This is a genomic window from Thalassospira sp. B30-1 (assembly GCF_015767575.1).
GTDB lineage: Bacteria > Pseudomonadota > Alphaproteobacteria > Rhodospirillales > Thalassospiraceae > Thalassospira > Thalassospira xiamenensis.
The window spans coordinates 1,563,857-1,583,194 of record NZ_CP065232.1; the positions used below are offsets into that span (position 1 = coordinate 1,563,857).

At 55.4% G+C, this 19,338-nt stretch carries 18 protein-coding genes; 10 read left to right on the forward strand and 8 right to left on the reverse strand.

Annotated elements, in window-relative coordinates; all coding sequences use genetic code 11:
• Nucleotides 1–147: 147 nt before the first annotated feature.
• The 5 genes from IT971_RS07355 to IT971_RS07375 all read right to left on the reverse strand — a co-directional run bounded on the left by IT971_RS07355 (nt 148) and on the right by IT971_RS07375 (nt 7,488).
• The gene (locus tag IT971_RS07355) at nt 148–2,004 is read right to left on the reverse strand and encodes an autotransporter outer membrane beta-barrel domain-containing protein (RefSeq protein WP_196871138.1); all 1,857 of its coding nucleotides are present in this window, start codon (nt 2,002–2,004) and stop codon (nt 148–150) included.
• Nucleotides 2,005–2,183: 179 nt separating this feature from the next.
• Nucleotides 2,184–2,747, reverse strand: a complete 564-nt coding sequence (locus IT971_RS07360; RefSeq protein ID WP_063093440.1) for an isochorismatase family protein — start codon at nt 2,745–2,747, stop codon at nt 2,184–2,186.
• A gap of 64 nt (nt 2,748–2,811) precedes the next feature.
• Nucleotides 2,812–3,060, reverse strand: a complete 249-nt coding sequence (locus IT971_RS07365; protein WP_063093361.1) for a hypothetical protein — start codon at nt 3,058–3,060, stop codon at nt 2,812–2,814.
• The gene (locus IT971_RS07370) at nt 3,053–3,631 is read right to left on the reverse strand and encodes a hypothetical protein (RefSeq protein ID WP_063093362.1); all 579 of its coding nucleotides are present in this window, start codon (nt 3,629–3,631) and stop codon (nt 3,053–3,055) included. Before IT971_RS07370 ends, IT971_RS07365 begins: the two co-directional genes overlap by 8 nt.
• Before the next feature lie 146 nt (nt 3,632–3,777).
• Nucleotides 3,778–7,488: a vitamin B12-dependent ribonucleotide reductase gene (locus tag IT971_RS07375; protein WP_063093441.1), complete on the reverse strand. Its 3,711-nt coding sequence runs from the start codon at nt 7,486–7,488 to the stop codon at nt 3,778–3,780.
• Nucleotides 7,489–8,455: 967 nt separating this feature from the next.
• Here IT971_RS07375 and IT971_RS07380 point away from each other — a divergent pair.
• The 7 genes from IT971_RS07380 to IT971_RS07410 all read left to right on the forward strand — a co-directional run bounded on the left by IT971_RS07380 (nt 8,456) and on the right by IT971_RS07410 (nt 12,558).
• Nucleotides 8,456–8,818, forward strand: coding sequence for an NADH:ubiquinone oxidoreductase subunit NDUFA12 (locus IT971_RS07380; protein ID WP_007091965.1), 363 nt, complete (start codon nt 8,456–8,458; stop codon nt 8,816–8,818).
• A gap of 156 nt (nt 8,819–8,974) precedes the next feature.
• The gene (gene mlaD / locus IT971_RS07385) at nt 8,975–9,490 is read left to right on the forward strand and encodes an outer membrane lipid asymmetry maintenance protein MlaD (protein WP_037991687.1); all 516 of its coding nucleotides are present in this window, start codon (nt 8,975–8,977) and stop codon (nt 9,488–9,490) included.
• Nucleotides 9,491–9,644: 154 nt separating this feature from the next.
• Nucleotides 9,645–9,890 carry a hypothetical protein gene (locus tag IT971_RS07390; RefSeq protein WP_007091962.1) on the forward strand — a complete coding sequence of 82 codons (246 nt, stop codon included), beginning with the start codon at nt 9,645–9,647 and terminating at the stop codon, nt 9,888–9,890.
• Nucleotides 9,891–9,896: 6 nt separating this feature from the next.
• Nucleotides 9,897–10,340, forward strand: coding sequence for a DUF2155 domain-containing protein (locus IT971_RS07395; protein ID WP_063093363.1), 444 nt, complete (start codon nt 9,897–9,899; stop codon nt 10,338–10,340).
• 421 nt (nt 10,341–10,761) lie between these two features.
• A complete protein-coding gene (locus IT971_RS07400) occupies nt 10,762–11,355 on the forward strand; it encodes a YceI family protein (protein WP_063093364.1) in 594 nt (197 codons plus the stop codon).
• Nucleotides 11,356–11,428: 73 nt separating this feature from the next.
• The gene (locus IT971_RS07405; protein ID WP_063093365.1) at nt 11,429–11,983 is read left to right on the forward strand and encodes a cytochrome b; all 555 of its coding nucleotides are present in this window, start codon (nt 11,429–11,431) and stop codon (nt 11,981–11,983) included.
• 2 nt (nt 11,984–11,985) lie between these two features.
• The gene (locus tag IT971_RS07410) at nt 11,986–12,558 is read left to right on the forward strand and encodes a YceI family protein (protein ID WP_063093366.1); all 573 of its coding nucleotides are present in this window, start codon (nt 11,986–11,988) and stop codon (nt 12,556–12,558) included.
• Between the two features lie 89 nt (nt 12,559–12,647).
• On the opposite strand, the gene IT971_RS07415 is transcribed toward IT971_RS07410, so the two are convergent.
• Both IT971_RS07415 and IT971_RS07420 read right to left on the reverse strand, forming a co-directional pair.
• Entirely contained in the window at nt 12,648–14,342 is a 1,695-nt protein-coding gene (locus tag IT971_RS07415; RefSeq protein WP_063093367.1) for a methyl-accepting chemotaxis protein, read from the reverse strand.
• 240 nt (nt 14,343–14,582) lie between these two features.
• Nucleotides 14,583–15,281 (reverse strand): alpha/beta hydrolase, encoded by a 699-nt coding sequence (locus IT971_RS07420; RefSeq protein WP_063093368.1) that lies wholly within the window; start codon nt 15,279–15,281, stop codon nt 14,583–14,585.
• Between the two features lie 708 nt (nt 15,282–15,989).
• Between IT971_RS07420 and IT971_RS07425 the strand changes: the two genes are divergently transcribed.
• Nucleotides 15,990–17,327, forward strand: a complete 1,338-nt coding sequence (locus IT971_RS07425; RefSeq protein ID WP_063093370.1) for an MATE family efflux transporter — start codon at nt 15,990–15,992, stop codon at nt 17,325–17,327.
• 20 nt (nt 17,328–17,347) lie between these two features.
• Here IT971_RS07425 and IT971_RS07430 read toward each other — a convergent pair whose 3' ends face one another.
• Nucleotides 17,348–17,824 carry an Lrp/AsnC family transcriptional regulator gene (locus IT971_RS07430; protein WP_007091953.1) on the reverse strand — a complete coding sequence of 159 codons (477 nt, stop codon included), beginning with the start codon at nt 17,822–17,824 and terminating at the stop codon, nt 17,348–17,350.
• Between the two features lie 481 nt (nt 17,825–18,305).
• On the opposite strand from IT971_RS07430, the gene IT971_RS07435 reads away from it, so the two are divergent.
• Entirely contained in the window at nt 18,306–18,803 is a 498-nt protein-coding gene (locus tag IT971_RS07435; RefSeq protein ID WP_223305055.1) for a GNAT family N-acetyltransferase, read from the forward strand.
• A gap of 4 nt (nt 18,804–18,807) precedes the next feature.
• Nucleotides 18,808–19,254, forward strand: coding sequence for an Rrf2 family transcriptional regulator (locus IT971_RS07440; RefSeq protein WP_007091951.1), 447 nt, complete (start codon nt 18,808–18,810; stop codon nt 19,252–19,254).
• Nucleotides 19,255–19,338: the final 84 nt, after the last annotated feature.

The window sequence follows — 19,338 nt, forward strand, 5'->3', positions numbered from 1 at the left end:
GTCCCGAAAGCGGGACTTGTGTAACTGAGATCACAACGCGGCTTTCGCGCAGTTGTTCCCGCGGGTAAATAATTGATCTGGCTGGATGTATGGTGAAACGCAAAACCCCCGGCCTGTGACCGGGGGCTTCTGGTTGCGTGCCTGCGATCAGAAAGGCATCGATATCTGGATTTCGAGCCTGCTGGTGTCGGTATCGTCATCATCATTGGCAACCGACATCATGTGGCTGAGTGCAAGTTCGCTGGTAAGCGGACCGGTATCAAAGCCCAATCCGGTGCGGATGCGCTGATTGCCATATTCGTTGAGGTTGCTGGCAAAGAATGGCGTGACGATCCCAAGGGATCGGCCATCATCCCCGGTCAGGGTAAAGCCATAAGTCACCGTGCCGCCGATGGTGTATTCGGTGTAATCCGCACGCCCGGCAAGATAGTTGCCTTCAAGGGCGGCATCCAACCCCGTGAGGCGGTCAGACAGTCGCACACCGCCGCCGATATTGAACGCGGTTTTGTCATTGTTGATTTCATCGGTGAAATCAGGGATCAGGCCGGTTTCAAGGAAGGGCGAGATGGTCAGGCTTTGGGTCGGGGTGAAGTCATAGGCGGCCTCGATGGCCGGTCTGATCTGCCGGGTGTTGGATCGGCTTGTATCATTGTTTGTGCCATCGCTTTCACGATAGGCATCAACCGTCTTGCGTGCGGCGATAAAGGCCAGTGACGGGGTGAGGGACACGGGCAGGGTTTCAATCGGGCGGGCCCGATAAGAGGTGGTCAGGGCGGCATACCACATATCGGATTCCGTATTGCCCGATACCGCACCATTATCGCGGGTGACGTCAATATCGCCCATGCCATATCCGGCTTCGCCCGCGATGGTCAGGTTTTCCATCGGGCGGTAAATGACATAGGGCGATGCGACCCAGCCGGTTTCCTGATAGCTGCCATTGTTAAAGGCGGTGGTCAGGTCGGTATCGTTATAGCCAAGTGACAGGCCGGCAATCAGCGCATCGGCAAAACGGTAATCCAGCCCGATATTATAGCCCCAGACATCGCCGTCATAGCGGCTGTCGGTGGTGCCATTGACATGGTCGTTATCGACCGCAGTAAAGGAACCATGGCCCCAGACGGTAAAGGGCGTGGTGGTGGCAAAGGCCGAACGCCCGTCAATGCCGCTTGCCCCGCCGGTTGTGCCCTGATCGGTCGGGCCAAGGCCAAGCATCTGCATGCCCTGTCCGGTGGAGCTGTCAAAACTGCCCATCATCGCGATACGGCGCAGGGCATCATCTTGGTCGGTGATGCTGTTGGTGTTGCGATCATCATCGGGCGTTGTGTCGGTCGGGCTGGTGCGATGGGGGCCGGTTTCGACCATTGAGGCGGTTCGGGCGGGCACGTTATCGATATTGGCATTGTTGGTGGTGCTGATCGCGGATGAGACCCGCGCGCTGATATTCTGTTGAATGACCGTGGTTTGGGAGCGCGAAACGGCATTGATAACGGCGGAGGTAGTGCTGGCGGAGGATTTTAACTCTTCTGCTTCCGCGACCGGTTCTGTTCCGGCAACGCAGGTTGCGGTCATGTTGTACATCGCGCCAAGGGCCTTTATGGAAAGCTTGCCGTCTGTCGTATCGGCCGGGATTTGGAGGGTGAGGGTGACGGTGTCGCCAATGATGGTGCTGCCGGGCGTGACAGACCGCGAATTGGCGGCGTTATTGTTGTCGGTATAGGTGAAGGTGTAGTTGTTTGGCGAATTGCCGCTTTGATGTGTGAAGGTGACCTTGGCGACCTCCCACGCGCTAAAAACTTCGTTGGAAGTCACTATGGCGCTGGTGCTAATTGTAAGGTTCCAAAAACCGCAACCGACGCTAATGGCGAAGGCGCTGTTGGCAAAGGGCAGCGACAAGCCTGTCAGGGCCAGCGCACAAAGCCCTTTTTTCACGACAGATTTGCACGCGGCGAGGTGCGAACGATCAGATCGTTCCTGTTTGAAGGTGCTTCTGATCTTATGCATTGTTCGCCATGCCCATGTCCTTTTTGATCGGTGCCGATAGATCGGTCCGTTGCAAGAGCTTTAGGGGCGGCGCATTGTGGGGGCTATGCTTAAAGGGGGGATTGTGTCGTTTCTTGACACTAAGTGGATGGTCGTTGCGCAAAGTGGATAGAAGGCCCGGTTTTCGGGCCGCACTGTCGTTATGCGGGCAGGGCGGCGATCACGTCATCCGTGGTCGAAAGCGCGCAATATTCCGATCCCAGAACCGCGGCAAACAGGTCAAACACGGTTTGCGCATCGTGACGGATACCCTTGGCGTCGGTCACGTCAATCGCGGTGGTGGCATCAAGCGGCAGGATGGCGTCAAAACCCAGACAGTGCGCGACGCGGATCGAGGCATCCATCGAATTGTGGATGACGACGCCGGTAAAAATCAGGCGGGTAATGCCATGATCGTGCAGGTATTTTTCAAGATCGGTGGCGATGAAGGCGCAATTGACGTTTTTGGCAATGACCGGTTCGCCCGGCAGCGGGGCGACTTCGGGTTTGATCGCGTTGCCGGGACCATCGGTGTGATAGGTCGAGGCGGGATTGGGTTCGTCATGACGGATATGGATCACCGGAAGGCTGGCTGCGCGAAAGGCGGCCAGCAGATCGACGATTTTATCGACATAGCCGGGATTGTTTTTTGACGCCCATTTCGGATCGTCGATGGCCTTTTGCACGTCAAGGACGATAAGCGCGGTTTCTTTTGTGTATGTCATCTTCACCAAAAACAAAAAGCCTCAGCTTAAGCCAAGGCTCTTGTAAAGGAAAATCGCGACGGAGCTACTTTAGATCGTGACAGTCGCTATCGTTCAGATCCTCTTCATCAAGGTCTGAATCCATCAGGATTGCATATTCTTCCGATGCATCCCAAGACTGCCATTGTTCGTCACTGATCTCGTCAACAAGGGTCTTAACTTCCGGGCTGTAGACTTGTTCAGCACGCTTTTGCGCAGCAGTAACCTGTTTTGCGATGTCGTCAGACTGATCGACTGCAAAATCAACTTTCTCTGCCAAAATGCTGCTAGTCATGTTCTAGCTCCTTACCCAAGTAGGTTCCGCAGGCCCCTCTTAGAGAAAACGGGGTGAATCCGTACTTTTCATATATATCAGAGTCAATAGGATTCTTTATCAAGACTCTTCTGCATCCCAGCAATCTTGCATACTCATATGCGCATGCCAGAGTGGGCAACAAGATGCCACCTCGAAAGTAGTTTGGGGCAAAAGACCTCTCTATCCAGTTAATGGTCAGGTGGGTCTTGCCCCGTGAGGGTCTTCCTATACATAGTCCTTGAAGAACGTCTTCGCCAGCAATGTGTTGCCAGATTGCCAAATCGAAGAAAGACGGTCGATATGAAAATTTGTGATAAATTTCAGGCCAACCGATTGGAAAACCATTGAAATTTGGCGCGTTGCTATAGTGCTTGGGCCACTCAATTCGGGCGAAGTCCAATGCATTTTTCTTTACTGAGGACAGAGTAACAATATCCCAGCTATGCGGTCCGCCAGTTTTTCGGAAACGCTTGATAAAGCTATCTGCAACCTTTTGACGACTGATAAATTTCAAATGGTCGTAATAAGCTGCAGGGTTGCTATCAAGCATAAAATGCCTCGCATATAGATGATATTTTTCTAAATAATGATGCGCATGATTGTGTTTTGTCAACCTTGGGGCGAAACAAAACCGGCCGGGAAATCAATCCCGGCCGGTTTGCTGATCAGATCAGGTTTGCGACGGTGCCAGAGTTCTTACGAGCAGCCCGTCGTGCTGCCGCAAGAGTCGCATTTCAGGCAGGTGCCGTTGCGCACAAGGGTGAAGTTGCCGCATTCGGGGCAGCCGTCGCCTTCGTAGCCTTTCATGCGGGCTTCGCGGATGCGGTCCAGTTTGGCATCCGTGGCCGACATGACTTCTTCGCTGGCGTTCAGGATCGCGGTTTCGCTGCTGGTCGGGGCAGCGGTGGTTGCGATGCTGGCGGTTTCGGCCTGATGGCTGTGGTCATGCGAGTGGGCATGATCGGTGCCGGTGGCTTTCATCACCACGCGTTCTTCGACCGGCGCACCGCCATCGACAACGTAAAGGTTGCGACGCACGAAGCCACTGGATGCGACCTTGCGGATGGTTTCAATCGCGCGGTCTTCGGCCTTGGCTTCCTCGCCAAGGTCGCCCTCAGCCACGCCCTTGCCAACGGCGTCCGGCAGAACGTCGGACGGCTGGACATGGGCGAGGTCGTTACGGCCCAGATAGGAAATGGCCAGTTCGCGGAACATGTAATCAAGGATCGAGGTTGCCATTTTGATGGCGTCGTTCCCGGAAACCATGCCTGACGGCTCGAAGCGGGTGAAGGTGAAGGCTTCGACATATTCTTCAAGCGGCACGCCATATTGCAGGCCGATGGAAACCGCGATGGCGAAGTTGTTCATCAGCGAGCGGAAAGCAGCGCCTTCCTTGTGCATGTCGATGAAGATTTCGCCAAGTTTGCCGTCTTCATATTCACCGGTGCGCAGATAGACCTTGTGTCCGCCGACGGTGGCCTTCTGGGTATACCCCTTGCGGCGCGACGGCAGCGAACGACGGTCGCCACGAATGACGCGTTCGATGATTTTTTCGACGATCTGTTCGGAAACAGCGGCGGCCTTGGCAGCAGTCGGCTGATCGGCGTAATCGTCTTCTTCGACCAGGGCTGAGTTCAGCGGCTGGCTGAGTTTCGAGCCATCACGATAGAGCGCGTTTGCCTTGAGGCAGAGACGCCAGGACAGCATATAGGCGTCCTTGCAATCCTGGATCGAGGCATTGTTCGGCATGTTGATGGTTTTCGAAATCGCACCCGAGATGAACGGCTGTGCCGCGGCCATCATGCGGATGTGGCTTTCAGCCGACAGGTAACGTTTGCCGATACGGCCACACGGGTTGGCGCAATCGAAAACGGGCAGGTCTTCGTCCCGCAGATGCGGGGCCTGTTCGAGCGTCATCGCGCCGCAAACATAGGTGTTTGCCAGTTCGATCTGCTTTTTGTCGAAGCCAAGGGCGGCCAGCATGTCAAAGTCCATGCTGTTGAGTGCCTTGGCATCAAGGCCGAGTTGCTTGACGCAGTATTCTTCGCCAAAGGTGTATTTGTTAAACACGAATTTGATGTCGAATGCGTTGGCAAGTGCGCCTTCGATTTTCGAAATCGCGTCATCGTCAAAGCCCTTGGCCTTGAGATCGTCATGGGTGATGGTTGGCGAACCGACCAGGGTGCCATGACCGACCGCGTATTTTTCAATGTCACGGATCTGGCGTTCGGTATAGCCGAGTGTGGCGAGTGCAACCGGAACGGTGCGGTTGATGATTTTGAAGTAACCGCCACCGGCAAGCTTTTTGAACTTCACAAGGGCGAAGTCCGGCTCGATCCCGGTGGTGTCGCAATCCATGACCAGACCGATGGTGCCGGTCGGGGCGATAACGGTGGTCTGTGCGTTGCGGTAACCGTGTTTTTCGCCCAGTTCCAGCGCCTTGTCCCATGCGGCACGTGCGGCAATCGGGAGTTCGGCATAAGGAGAATCAGCGGCAACCAGCGGCACCGGATTGATCGAAAGACCTTCGTAGCCTTCCTGTTCTCCGTGTGCGGCACGACGATGGTTGCGCATGACACGCAGCATTTCCTTGGCGTTATCGGCATAGCCCGGGAAGGCACCGAGTTCAGACGCCATTTCGGCCGAGGTGGCATAGGAAACGCCACACATGATCGCGGTAAGCGATGCGCCAATCGCACGGCCTTCGTCGCTGTCGTACGGGATGCCCATGCTCATGAGCAGGCCGCCAATATTGGCATAGCCAAGGCCAAGCGTGCGGTAACGATATGACAGTTCGGCGATACGATCCGACGGGAACTGCGCCATCAGAACCGAGATTTCCAGAACAACGGTCCAGAGACGCACGGCATGTTCATATGCCGCGACGTCAACACCACCGTCGTCAGAACGGAAATTCATCAGGTTGAGCGACGCCAGGTTACAGGCGGTATCGTCAAGGAACATATATTCCGAGCACGGGTTGGACGCATTGATGCGACCCGAATTCGGGCAGGTGTGCCATTCATTGATGGTGGTGTCGTACTGGATGCCCGGATCGGCGCACGCCCATGCGGCTTCGCCGACCTTGTCCCACAATTCGCGGGCGGCAAGGGTTTTATGAACCTTGCCATCGGTACGGCGGATCAGTTCCCAGTCGCCATTATCAAGAACAGCCTGAAGGAAGTCGTTCGAGACGCGAACCGAGTTGTTCGAGTTCTGACCTGAAACGGTCAGGTATGCCTCGGAGTCCCAATCGGTGTCATAGGTCTTGAAGCTGATTTCGGTGAAGCCCTGACGGGCGAATTCGATGATCTTGTTGATATAGCTGTCCGGGATCATCACCGCACGGGCGGCCAGCACGGCTTCTTTGAGCTGCGGGTTGGCACGCGGCAGGAAGCGATCCTCGGAATCGGCGGCACCGTCCCAGTTGGTGCAGGCCGCGAGAACGTCGGTGAGGTGCTTTTCGGCCAGTTTCGAACCGGCGACGAGGGCTGCGACCTTCTGTTCTTCGACGACTTTCCAGTCGATATAGTTTTCGATGTCCGGGTGGTTGATATCAACCACGACCATCTTGGCCGCACGGCGCGTGGTGCCGCCCGACTTGATCGCACCAGCAGCGCGATCCCCGATTTTAAGGAAGCTCATGAGGCCGGAAGAACGGCCGCCACCCGAGAGCGTTTCGCCTTCGCCGCGCACATTCGAGAAGTTCGAACCGGTGCCCGAACCGAATTTGAACAGGCGGGCTTCGCGGGTCCAGAGATCCATGATGCCGCCCTCGTTGACGAGGTCATCGGAAACCGACTGGATGAAGCAGGCATGGGGCTGCGGATGTTCGTACGCGCTGGCCGATTTGGTCAGTTCGCCGGTTTTGAAATCAACATAGGAGTGACCCTGCGCCGGGCCATCAATGCCGTAGGCCCAATGCAGACCGGTATTGAACCATTGCGGCGAGTTCGGCGCGCCCATCTGGTGGGAGAGCTGATAGCGCATTTCATCAAAGAAGGCCCGGGCATCGGATTCGGCATCGAAATAGCCGCCCTTCCAGCCCCAATAGGTCCAGGTGCCCGCAAGGCGGTCAAAGACCTGGGTGGCGCTGGTTTCGCTGGTGTAGCGGGACTCTGATGGCATTTTTTCGAGCTTGGCCTTGTCGGGCGCCTGACGCCAGAGCCAGGACGGAACGTCCTTTTCCTTGACCGGTTTCAGCGCGACCGGAACACCCGCCTTTCGGAAGTATTTCTGCGCCAGGACGTCACTTGCCACCTGCGACCAGGAGGACGGGACGTCGATATCTTTCATTTCAAAGACCACCGATCCATCGGGGTTTTTGATGACGCAGGATGACTTACGAAAATCGATGTCTGCGTAGGGGCTGACACCTTCCTGGGTGAACTTTCTGCTGATCCGCATGGTCTGCTCCGTTTTGGTCAGACTTGATGTCGTGCGCATAAGCACCAACACGGCCTGAACATTATATAGTTTGCTCAACGCTCATACGCTGCCCCCTGGCCCTTATAAACGGCCATGATTGGGCGAACGGAATTCGGTAATCTGTGGTGGTGGTTCCTTGGTTGTCCCCCCTTGGAACCGTCCTGTCCGTGGGCAGGACTATAAGGGGAAAATTTCGGGCTCGTCCACCAAACTTTGTGGTTGACATCAATTTTTATCACTAGATGTAGTGGTTCAATTGATGTCGCGCATATCTGATGTTTGGAAAATCTCGTTAAGATTGTTTAAACGCGCGGCAAGCCCGCGGAATACTGCGCTTTTGCCGCGACGGCGGCGAGGGCAAGCCCGTAAGACTCGGACTACATGTTGTGCCGGGACGAGAGAACCCCCACAAGGCAAAAACAAGCTAACGCCGTTTGGATTTGAAATCCAGCATCAAGCACAAACAATCTTGTTCCTGTTGTTTTGTTAGCATGAAAAAGTTCGATAACATTTTGATATTTATGTGAAAATCGTTGTTTTCGTCCGGCGCGAATTTTCAAGCCGGGCAGGGTATGTTTCAAACCGTTCGCGTTGAAATGCTGTGGATAAACAGGTGGACAAGGCGGCGTGATGATTGTGTTGCAATGAGTCGGGCATACACAAGTGGTTGTGGGTTGTTTTGATGGTGTTTTCGCGGAGTCATACCCCATATTGTGTGTATATTGTGTGTCTGTGGCGGTTTCGGGCGGCCGTGTGCGGGAAATGCGATGTGATGGCCTGTCTGAAACATTGACTTTGCGCTAACATCACGACATATAAGGTCCTTATTGACCGCCGGACACAGGCCGCAAAATCAGACCCGCCAGCAAACACCGGTTTGCATATACGGGCCTTTTGTCTGCGCGCCGCCGAAGGCGGAAGAACCAGATCTGGAGAGAGACCACACATGGCCACCGTCGGGACCCGCATTTTTACCGCGCTGTATGGCAAACGCGTCGGCGAAGACCGTTTTGGAAATATCTATTACACCGAAAAGAAAGCCGCCAATGGTCGCCGTGCGAAACGCTGGGTGATCTATAAGGGTATTACCGAGGGTTCCAAGGTTCCGGCTGAATGGCATGCATGGCTGCATTACACCGTTGATGCGCCGCTGTCGGAAAAGGCCGAAGACCGTTACGAGTGGCAGAAAGAACATCTGCCGAACCTGACGGGGACCAAGCATGCCTATCGCCCGAAAGGCCATGAATATAGTGGTGGCAAGCGTGCGAAAGCGACCGGTGACTATCAGGCATGGTCGCCGGAAGGCTGATCAAAGATCGGTATATTCTGCATCCGGGCGCGACAATATGTTGGCGCCCGGTTGTGTTTTTGCTGTGTTTTGCCTGATGGTAATTGACCCGGTTGTTTTTTCGGGTCGCACAAGACAATATGCAGATCAACAAGATACCACAGACGGATCGTATCCATGAGCAACAGACTGATCGAGAGCCTTGCCGGGGCAGCCGTAATCGCAGTGGCGGTCGGCTTTGCGGCCTATTCCTATTCCCGGGCGGGCATCGAGTCTGTTGACGGATACGAACTTTCGGCAAACTTCAACAGGGTTGATGGTTTGGTGGTTGGCAACGATGTGCGGATTTCGGGCGTCAAGGTTGGTTCGGTCACGGCACAGGACCTGAACCCGCAGACCTATATGGCCGTGGTCAGGATGACGGTGCGTTCGGATATCGAATTGCCGACCGACAGTTCGGCCAAGATTGCATCGGACGGTTTGCTCGGCGGCAAGTTTGTATCGCTGGAGCCGGGCGGGGATATCGATATGCTGGCCCCGGGTGGCGAGATTGAATACACGCAAGGATCGGTCAATCTGGAAGAACTGATCGGGCAGGTGATTTATTCGTCCGGTGGCGGTGCTGGTGGTGGCTCCGGTGGGGGTGCCAATAATGAGGCGGGCAGCACTTCATCGGAAGAAAGCCCGCAATAGGCAGACAGGGCAGATCGGTAAAGGCGGCCATGATTTTGCCGGTTTTGCAGGTCAGTTTCCCGGAATATCCTTTGGGCAGCTTGCGTGAAGCGATGTCGACACCGATATTCTCGGCAGATATCCAGAGCAGATCGAAAGGCAGCGGAGCCAATTGATGAGCAAGTCTGAGAGCATGAACAAGAATTTCCCCACATGGCAGGATCCGAAAGGGGCGCCTCTTTCGTGTGTGGAGAAAATCAAGGTTCTGAACGAGAATTTCGGCGAACTGCGTGACATGATGCAGGACGCCATGGAAGACGCGTTGCTGATGGGCTGCGACGAGGAACAGTTCCGCCAGGTGATGCGCAGTGTCGTTGAAGAGCTGCACAATCCCTATGGCAAGCCAGACGATCAGGACTGATTATTGATGAAAACCAAGATAGTGTTTGGTGCTGCTGTTGGCGCGGTTGTTTCGGTGGCGGCAATGTCGTCTGCCTTTGCGCTGGATTACCGCCCGGCCGAGATCGCCCAGCTTCAGGGGCTTGATAAAATCACCGCGCGTATTTCGACATTCGAGGTACCGGTCGGGCAGATGGCGAAATTCGGCACGCTTTCGATCCGGGTGGATGCCTGTTATCGCACGCCGCCGGAAGAGCGCCCGGAAAGTGCCAGTTTCCTTGAAATTTCGGACCAGCGCGAAGATGCCAGTGGCACGGTTGATCAACTGTTTTCCGGCTGGATGTTTGCATCTACCCCCGGTCTGTCAGCCCTTGAACACCCGGTTTATGACGTTTGGGTCAAGGAATGCATTGATGCAGGCGATCAGGGAACCGGGGCCACCGAACAGGGGCAACCGGCACCGGCCCAATAATCTTGCCGCCGGGAATGCGTGATGCGCCATGTGTCCCTAAAACCTTCGGAGCATCAATTGTTTCCCAATGCTGGCCGATGCACAGTGTGTCGGCCACAATTGTTTGTACGGGATGATTTGTGACGGCGTGATTTCAAGCGGTTTGACGTTACGTCATGCGGGGGATTCGCAGCGTGGATGATGCGCCGTTTGCCTGTTGTTGCGCGAAATTGCGGGCAAAGTGCCGTGATTTTAGTTTCAATATAAGACCGTTCTCATTCTGGATAAAATAAGGCGGAAACGCCGATGATTGTTTCCATATGAGAAAATGAGTGTTGAGGACTGCCCGACTTGAGGCGGCGGAGGTCAAGTGTCATTCTCTGTTCAGTTTGTTGCGATGCGGTATTGTGTGTCGGACGATTTTGAAACAAGGGATGTGCATATGTTTACTTCGATCAAAAAGGCCGGTTTTGTTCTGGCGATTGCGGCGGGTCTTTCGGGTGCGGCTTTTTCGGCGCAGGCAGCCGAGAATTACAAACTTGATCCGACGCATACCAGCGTGATTTTCATCGTTAACCATCTTGGTTTTTCCAACTTCCAGGGCCGTTTTGGCGGCACGAGCGGCGAACTTACCCTGGACCGTGAAAACCCGGCAGCATCGTCGGCCACCATTTCGATTGACCTGACACAGGTCGATAGCGGTTTCGAAGGTCTCGACAATCATATGAAAACCGCTGATTTCCTGAATGTTGAACAGAGCCCGACCGCGACGTTCAAAAGCACTTCGGTTGAGATGACTGGCGACAAAACCGCCACCATCACCGGCGATCTGACCCTTCTGGGCCAGACCAAGCCGCTGGTTCTGGACGTGACGCTGACCGGTGAAGGCGATCACCCGATGACCGGTGATCATGTTCTTGGCTTTGGCGCGACCGGCACGGTGACCCGTTCGGAATATGGCATGAACTATCTGGTTCCGGCTGTCAGCGATGAAGTCGAACTTCAGATTTCGGCCGAGTTCCTGAAACAGAAATAATGATACTGACACACCGGCGGCGGCAGATGATGGCCCCGCCGGTGTGTCTGTTTTTGATCAGAAAGGATCACATATGGCGCTTCGCAGTACGCAAACGGGCTTTGGTCCGGTGACCAAGGGGTTTCACTGGCTGATTGCGATCCTGTTTGTCACCATGTTTGCGATTGGCTGGTATATGGATCTTCTGCCGCTGGGACTGGAAAAGCTGGCATGGATTTCACGCCATAAATCGATTGGTGTGACCATCCTTTTGCTGGTGGTTTTACGCATCATCTGGCGTCTGGCCGAACAGACACCGGAAGGGCTGGGCGAAAAGGCATGGGAACGACAGGCCGCGAAGCTTGCGCATTTCGCGCTTTATGCCGTGATGCTGGCCATGCCGCTTAGCGGGTGGTTGATGTCGTCAGCGGCGAATTTTTCGGTCAGTGTGTTTGGCCTGTTCACGCTTCCTGATCTGGTCGGGCCGGACAAGGCGCTTTATGAACAGCTTCGCTTTACCCACTGGATACTGTCCTGGGTGATTGTCGGCCTTGTCGGGCTGCATGTGGCGGCGGCTTTCAAACATCATTTTATCAATCGCGATGCGACGCTCCGCCGGATGCTTCCGGGGACGGGGAAAGGGAATTGATCATGACGTCTTTGTTTAAAAATATTCTGCGGGCTTCGGTGATTGTTCCGGCGATTGCCGTTTGGGTACCGGCCTTTGCCGCCGATACATGGCAGGTCAAAGCCGATGACAGCGATATTAAATTTTCAGGCACCCAGCTTGGTGCGGATTTCGAAGGCGCGTTCGATAAATTTACCGCCGAGATCGTATTTTCGCCGGATGATCTTGCCGGATCAAAGGTTAGCGTTCTGATCGATATCGCGTCGGTTGATACCGAAAATGCCGATCGCGACAGCCAGATCATTTCCGCAGACTGGTTTGATGTCGCCCAGTGGCCGACCGCCAGGTTTGAAACCAAGTCGTTCCGGGAAATCGGCCCGGGGCAGTATGAGGCGGTCGCCGATCTGACGATCCGGGACGTTACCAAGGAAGTCGTGTTGCCCTTCAATCTTGAGATCGAAGGCAACGAAGCCGACGCGGAAGGGACGCTTGTGATCAAGCGTACCGATTTCGGCGTCGGGCAGGGCCAGTGGAGCGACACCAGCCAGGTTGGTGATGAGGTCACCATTCGTATTGATATCGACGCGACCCGGTAATCCGGATCGCCGTCTGGTTCTGATCCATGCAAAACAGCCGCCCGGATTACAGGCGGCTGTTTTTATTTGGATCGCAGAGTTGGCTGAAATCAGGCCGAGGCGCTGCGACGCAATTCGGCAAGGAAGCTTTCGACGGCTTCGTCGAGGGATACGGCTTCGGTGACCAGCTTTTCGGCGGTCTGGGCAAGCTGGGTCGTGCCCGAAGATACCTTGCCCGCATTGTCATTGACGGTTTCAATGCGTTCGGACACTTCGCGGGTGCCGTTGGCGGCTTCTTCGACGTTGCGCGCGATTTCGCCGATGGCGGCGTGCTGTTCTTCGACCGCGGCCGCAATGGCGGTGGAGCTATCGGCGACCTTGGCAATGGTTTCGGAAATGCGGCGGATGGCGTCGACGGCCTCGCCGGTTTCGTTCTGGACCGAGGTGATCTGCTGGTTGATTTCCTCGGTCGCCTTGGCGGTCTGGTTGGCAAGGTTTTTGACCTCGCTTGCGACAACCGCAAAGCCCTTGCCGGCATCACCTGCGCGGGCGGCTTCGATGGTGGCGTTCAGGGCCAGAAGGTTTGTCTGTTCGGCGATGTCACCGATCAGTTTGGCAACGTCGCCGATTTTTTGCGCCGCATCGGCAAGGCCGGTCACGGTTTCATTGGTGCGGGTGGCTTCGTCATTGGCCTGATTGGCGATATCGGCAGAATGCGCGATCTGCTGGGCGATTTCATCGGAGGATGCGGTCAGTTCCTCGGTCGCGGCCGAGACGGTCTGAACGTTGCCGGATGTCTGGGCTGTGGCGGTTGCAACCGCACCGGACAGCTTACTGTTCATTTCGGTCGCGGACTGCATGTTTGCCGTCGCCTTTTTCATATCGGCAATCGATGCCGATATGGACCGGATCAGCCCCTTGACGCGGCTTTCGAGACTGCCGGCCATGTCGAGGATATCCTGACGGCGTTTCTGTTCGGCATCTGCTTCCATCTGTTTCTGGCGATCCTGCAATTGCAGGTTTTCATGCGCCTGTTTGCGGAAGGCAACAACGGTGCGCGCCATATCACCAACTTCGTCGGCGCGATCCTGACCTTCAATTTCACCTTTGAGGTCACCATTGGCGATCTGGGTCATTCGACCCGATAGCTGGCCAAGGGCGGATGTTATGTTGCGGCCAATCGCCAAACCGGAAAGAACCAAAACCACGACGATAACAACACTGATGATGATTGCGGTCGTGGCTGCACTGCGAAAGGCGGTTTCAACATCATCAATGTAAATGCCGGTGCCAAAAATGTCGCCCCACGGCAGAACCATGGCAAAAGAGAGCTTTTCAAACAGCACGTCTTTGGCTTCGCCGGGTTTGGGCCACATATAGGTAAAGAAGCCATCGGTGCGGGTTGCCTTGATCATATCCTGAATGATGAAGGCACCGGTCGGGTCCTGAATATTGTACATTTCCTTGCCGACCAGCGCGGGGTTGGCAGCATGCATCACGTTGCGACCGGTTTCGGTGTAGGAAAAGTAGTAGCCGATGTCACCGTCAAACCGGCCCGATGAAACGGATTTGTAGAAGGCGTCAATTGCCTGCTGCTGTTCGAGTTCGCCTGACTTGACGCGCGCCTGATAACCTTCGGCCATGCTATGGAGAAGTTCGGTCGTGGCACGTATTTTGTCCTTCCGGTCTTCGAGAAGGGTGTCTTTGAGTGTCATGAGCTGAACACTGGACGCGATGATCAGGCCGATCAGGGCGATAAGCGACAGTAGAGCCAGCTTGTATCCGATTTTGATGTTTTGCAGCATTTTATGCAGATCCGTTTTCAATTCGCACACGCGGCGACGTTGTTTCCGCTGATCAATCGGATCACCGGCATTTGATCATTAACATGATGATGTACGAATGTTTTTGATTTATCCCAATTTCACAAGGCTTTAGGCATATTGTTGCGGCGCTGACGGTTTCAAGATGAGCCATAAGAAAAAAGGCCATCCGGGGAAAACCGGATGGCCTTTTCGCAGTCATGATCGCGACAGATGCGCAGATCAGCCAAGATGCTCTTGCAGGAATTTCGTCGCCAGCATGATGCCTTCTTCGTCGATGCCGTGCTGAAGGCCGGGGCGTTCGTGCAGTTCGGTGTCAAAGCCGTTGGAGGTCAGGGTATCACGTGCCAGGCGTGATGCCTCGATCGGGACGACCGGATCAGCGGTGCCATGGACCAGCAAAACCGGCGGTCTGGTTTTGATCGCACTTGCAAAGGCTTCGTCGCCCAGAAGCGCGCCAGAGAAACCGACAACACCAGCCAGGGCCGGATCGCGGCGCGGGGCGGTTTGCAGGGCCATCATTGTGCCCTGCGAGAAGCCGATCAGCGCCAGTTTATCCGCCGGAAGGTCATGTTCGGCCAGAAGGGTGTCGATGAAGCTGTCGATATAGGCGGCATTTTTCGCCGCCCCCTCGGCCATGGCGCGAAGCGCGCCGGACATGGTTTCCGGCTGGCGACGGAGGAATTCCGGATCATATTCGGCCAGACTGAACCATTGCCGTCCGAAGGGCGACATTTCGCATGGAAACGGGGCATTGGGCGAATAAAACGCGGTGTCGGGCAGGGCACGGGCGAAATGCGGTGCCAGCCCGATCAGGTCATTGCCATCGGCACCATAGCCATGCAGCAGGATCACGATGCTTTTGGTCGTGCCTGATGCGGCCGGCAGCATCGGGCCGTTCAATGCGGTTTCAGCGGTCATGTCAGATCAGATCCCTTTGTTTGTCTTTGTTCCTGATTAGCAATGCTACGTGGCAACGGCCAGTCTTTTTATATCTGCTGATATCTGGTGATTTCCTGTGGCCGCAATTTGACCGCGCCCTGGGTTCCCCTAAATGATGCGAGAGATGATCGGTCTGCCAAGGATTGCATCAGGCCAAAGAGCAGGTCCGTCGGACAAATGCCGGATGGGTATGCATCGGGCATGTAAATGACGGAACAGGGGTGTGATCCGGGTTGTGATAGCGCCTGTGGATAACTTTGGGGATAATTGGTTCGGTATAGTCAGAATTGATCAGGATTTCTGCTGTGAAAGTATGAAACTGCGTCGAGAGGCTATGCATTGGGATAGTATTTTGGACAGGAAGCATGACCAAATGGCCGAAAATTTTTTCATAAATTTATCGCAGTTTCACAGTCGTTTGAGGGGGATTGTGAAAAAACTGGGGGAGGACATTTCACGCCAAACCGGAAATTTACCGATGCCGGGCACGCACAAAAATCACCTAAAGGGTGAATAACCCGCGGAGGTTGTTCACGAATGTGGATTCTTTGATGCATAACAGTTCCAAAGGTGCCTTTTGCGCCGGTGCAAACTGTGTCACAAGAAGTCATCCGGGTGATCCGGAATTCGCCCCATCCGATCAGACGATTTTCCGAGGCCCCGATGAGTTCCCCGACGAGTTCCCCAGTGAGCCGCACGCGTCGCTGGTTCGGCAAGGGGGATCGACGCGTTCTGGCGTTGACCCTGCCGATTATCCTTTCGAATGCCACCGTTCCGTTGCTGGGCGCGGTTGATACGGCTGTGGTCGGCCATCTGGACAGTCCGCATTACATTGGCGCGGTTGCGGTCGGGGCGCTGATTTTTTCCTATGTGTTCTGGAGCTTTGGCTTTTTGCGCATGGCGACCACCGGGCTTGCCGCACAGGCCGATGGGCGGCGTGATCCCAACGGGGTCCGGGCGGTGTTTGCCCGTGCGGCCCTGATTGCGGTGACGGCGGGGCTTGCGGTTATGGTGCTGCAATGGCCGATCATCGAGCTTGCCATGGCCTTGATCCAGCCGACCGCCGCGGTCGAGGCGGCGGCACGGGATTATTTCCATGTGCGCATCTGGGCATCGACCGCGACATTGATGCAGTACTGCATGCTGGGCTGGTTGCTGGCGATGCGTGATGCGCGCGCGGTGTTTATTTTTCAGGTAGTTCTGAACAGCCTGAACATGGTTCTGGATATCCTGTTTGTCCAAGGCTTTGGCTGGGACGTCAAGGGGGTGGCCGGGGCCACGGTGATTGCCGATTATTCCGGTGTGATGCTGGGCTGGTTTTTGATGCAGCCGCATTTAAAGCGGCTTGGCGGGACGTGGCGCGGGATTGGCATTTTTGATCGTACGCAACTGGCGCGCCTGATGAAAATCAATGGCGATATCTTTGTGCGCACCATGGCGCTGACATCGGCCTTTGCAATTTTCACCAGTTTTTCCGCCCGCTTTGGCGAGGTGACATTGGCGGCGAATGCGGTTTTACAAAACTTCCTGATGTTTGGCTCGTTCGCGCTGGACGGGTTTGCCCATGCCGCAGAGACGCTTGTCGGGCAGGCCTATGGGGCGGAACGGCGCAAACAGTTCCTGTGGGCGGTGCGCAAGACAACGATCTGGGCGATTGTATCGGCGGTGGTGATGGCGGCGATCTTTGGCCTTATGGGGCCGTGGATCATTGATGGCCTGACGTCGATCCCGGAAGTCCGCGATGCGTCATACAGCTATTTGCTGTGGGCGGTGATGTTGCCGATTACCGGGGTGCTTGGTTTTCAGTTCGACGGGGTGTTTCTGGGCGCGATGCAGACCAAGCACTGGCGCAACATGATGCTGTTGTCGGTGGCGATCTATGCCGGGATGGCATGGGGGGCCGTAGTGGCGGATAGCAACCATCTGCTGTGGGCGTCGTTCAATGCGTTCTTCCTGCTGCGCGGGGTGACGCTGGCGGTGCTGTTCCCGACGATCATTCCTGCCCGCCGGGTTGCCACGGTTTAGGGCAGGGGTTCGCGTGTCCCTTATGCCTCTGGCACGGGCAGGGTGGTGCTGTTTTTGACTTCGTGCAGGGTGAAGCTTGATTTGATGTTGGCGACACCAGGCAGCTTCATCATGACGTCGGAGAGGAAACGCTGATAGGCGGCCGGGTCCTGCACGACGATGCGCATCATGTAATCCTGATTGCCGACCATGGCATAGCAATCAACGATTTCCGGGTGGGATTGCACCGCGGTTTCAAAGCGGCGCAATGACGGTTCGTCATGCTGGGTCAGGGACACGGTGACAAAAACATTCACGCCCAGACGCAGATGTGACGGGGCCAGCAGGGCGACATATTTGCGGATTACGCCGCTTTCTTCGAGCTTGCGCAGGCGACGCAGGCAGGGAGACACGGAAAGACCGACCTTATCGGCCAGTTCGACCATCGAGATACGCCCGTCTTCCTGAATCTCGCGAAGAATTTTGCGATCAATTGCGTCGAAACCGTTGCGCGCCATGGCGTGCCCCACTCCTTATACTCGATGGATATTATTGTGATCCGGGTTGATTTTGCCGCATTGCGGGCTTTGCATAAATTACCCGCCAGCGCAAAAATCATGCTGCGCGATAAGCCATGACTTCGCGTTCCTGTCAATCCTTGCGTGATCCGGGCGTGATCTTTTTACGGTAACAGATTGTGATTTCGAAGCCGGACCAAAAGACCCCGAAATTCCCGGTTGCCGGACAGGGCAAAACAGTCTGGTTTGCAGTGCGAAAAGCGTTAGGACTTGCATGGAACAAATATCGGCGTTATGTCGTTCAAATCCTTGCATTGCTTTGCTTTGTTCGCACTTGCGGCGGAACTTATCGTTGCCGCGCGTGGTAATGACAGTGTAGTATAATCGTACCAATTTACGTATTTTTACGGTGGTTATTCTCCTGTCAGGAGCTGGGGGGTTGGGGTTTTGCCAACCTGCAGGACAAGAAAGGCATTACGTGGTGGACGCTGCGCAAGATACACCGGGATATAACCTGGTCTCGATTGGCGAGCATAAAATCAATATCCGTCCGGCGGTCAAGGATGACCTTGCCAATGTGGTCGCACTGGATGACCGCACAACGGGCCTACGCAAGCCGGAATATTGGGATGACCTGTTCACCCGTTATGGCAATCGTAAGGATTCCCGGTTTTTCCTGATTGCCGAAGAAGGCGATACGTTGCTGGGCTGCATTTTCGGGGAAGTCCGGTCATGGGAATTCAACTCGGTCCCGTGCGGCTGGGTCGGCACTGTCAGTGTCGAGCCGAATTTGCGCATGGGCGGGATCGGCAGCATTCTTTACAAGGAAATCTGCCGCTGTTTCCGCAAGGCCGGTGTGACCAAGATCCGCACCATGATCCCGCGCGATGCGACCGACCTTATGTCGTTTTTCCGCGCGCAGGGCATGATGGCCGGACCCTTTATCCAGCTTGAAACCGATATGGACGAAGGGGTGTAACGCCATGATGTCTTTGCAAAAGGCGACCCTGTTTGCGCTTTATGCCGTGCTGGAACTGGCCGAGGATACCGACCGGCAGCTTTCGGCATCCGAAATCGCTGAGAGATACAATATTTCGACCAACCATCTGGCGAAGGTCCTGCGCGATCTGGGCCGGGCGGGGCTGGTTGAATCGGTCCGTGGGGCCGGTGGCGGTTATCGTTTCTGCGGCAATGCCAAGCGCACGACGTTGCTTGATGTTGTCAGGCTGTTTGAGGAGGTCGGAGCAGGCCCGACAAGCGGCATTGTGCAGGACACCAATGCCGGTGTTGCGCTGTCGCAGGTGATGGACGAGATCGAGGAAATCACCCATGCGACGCTTCTGTCGATTTCGATTGAAACCATGCTGAAACTGATGCGCAAGCGCCGACCGGAAAAACCGCGGTCGACAGGATTGTTCCGCGCGGTATAAGCCGCCATTTAAGATAATCGCACCAAAATCAAAAGGCCGTCAGAGCAATCTGACGGCCTTTTTCGCATTCGATGAACCGGTAGG

Bases quoted from the DNA above. Each gene is read 5' to 3' on its own strand.
- IT971_RS07415 (WP_063093367.1), bottom strand. From the start codon at position 14,342: ATGCTGCAAAACATCAAAATCGGATACAAGCTGGCTCTACTGTCGCTT.
- IT971_RS07380 (WP_007091965.1), top strand. From the start codon at position 8,456: ATGGCCACCGTCGGGACCCGCATTTTTACCGCGCTGTATGGCAAACGC.
- IT971_RS07440 (WP_007091951.1), top strand. From the start codon at position 18,808: ATGATGTCTTTGCAAAAGGCGACCCTGTTTGCGCTTTATGCCGTGCTG.
- IT971_RS07370 (WP_063093362.1), bottom strand. From the start codon at position 3,631: ATGCTTGATAGCAACCCTGCAGCTTATTACGACCATTTGAAATTTATC.
- IT971_RS07395 (WP_063093363.1), top strand. From the start codon at position 9,897: ATGAAAACCAAGATAGTGTTTGGTGCTGCTGTTGGCGCGGTTGTTTCG.
- IT971_RS07360 (WP_063093440.1), bottom strand. From the start codon at position 2,747: ATGACATACACAAAAGAAACCGCGCTTATCGTCCTTGACGTGCAAAAG.
- IT971_RS07405 (WP_063093365.1), top strand. From the start codon at position 11,429: ATGGCGCTTCGCAGTACGCAAACGGGCTTTGGTCCGGTGACCAAGGGG.
- IT971_RS07390 (WP_007091962.1), top strand. From the start codon at position 9,645: ATGAGCAAGTCTGAGAGCATGAACAAGAATTTCCCCACATGGCAGGAT.
- mlaD (WP_037991687.1), top strand. From the start codon at position 8,975: ATGAGCAACAGACTGATCGAGAGCCTTGCCGGGGCAGCCGTAATCGCA.
- IT971_RS07400 (WP_063093364.1), top strand. From the start codon at position 10,762: ATGTTTACTTCGATCAAAAAGGCCGGTTTTGTTCTGGCGATTGCGGCG.
- IT971_RS07355 (WP_196871138.1), bottom strand. From the start codon at position 2,004: ATGCATAAGATCAGAAGCACCTTCAAACAGGAACGATCTGATCGTTCG.
- IT971_RS07375 (WP_063093441.1), bottom strand. From the start codon at position 7,488: ATGCGGATCAGCAGAAAGTTCACCCAGGAAGGTGTCAGCCCCTACGCA.
- IT971_RS07430 (WP_007091953.1), bottom strand. From the start codon at position 17,824: ATGGCGCGCAACGGTTTCGACGCAATTGATCGCAAAATTCTTCGCGAG.
- IT971_RS07420 (WP_063093368.1), bottom strand. From the start codon at position 15,281: ATGACCGCTGAAACCGCATTGAACGGCCCGATGCTGCCGGCCGCATCA.
- IT971_RS07365 (WP_063093361.1), bottom strand. From the start codon at position 3,060: ATGACTAGCAGCATTTTGGCAGAGAAAGTTGATTTTGCAGTCGATCAG.
- IT971_RS07410 (WP_063093366.1), top strand. From the start codon at position 11,986: ATGACGTCTTTGTTTAAAAATATTCTGCGGGCTTCGGTGATTGTTCCG.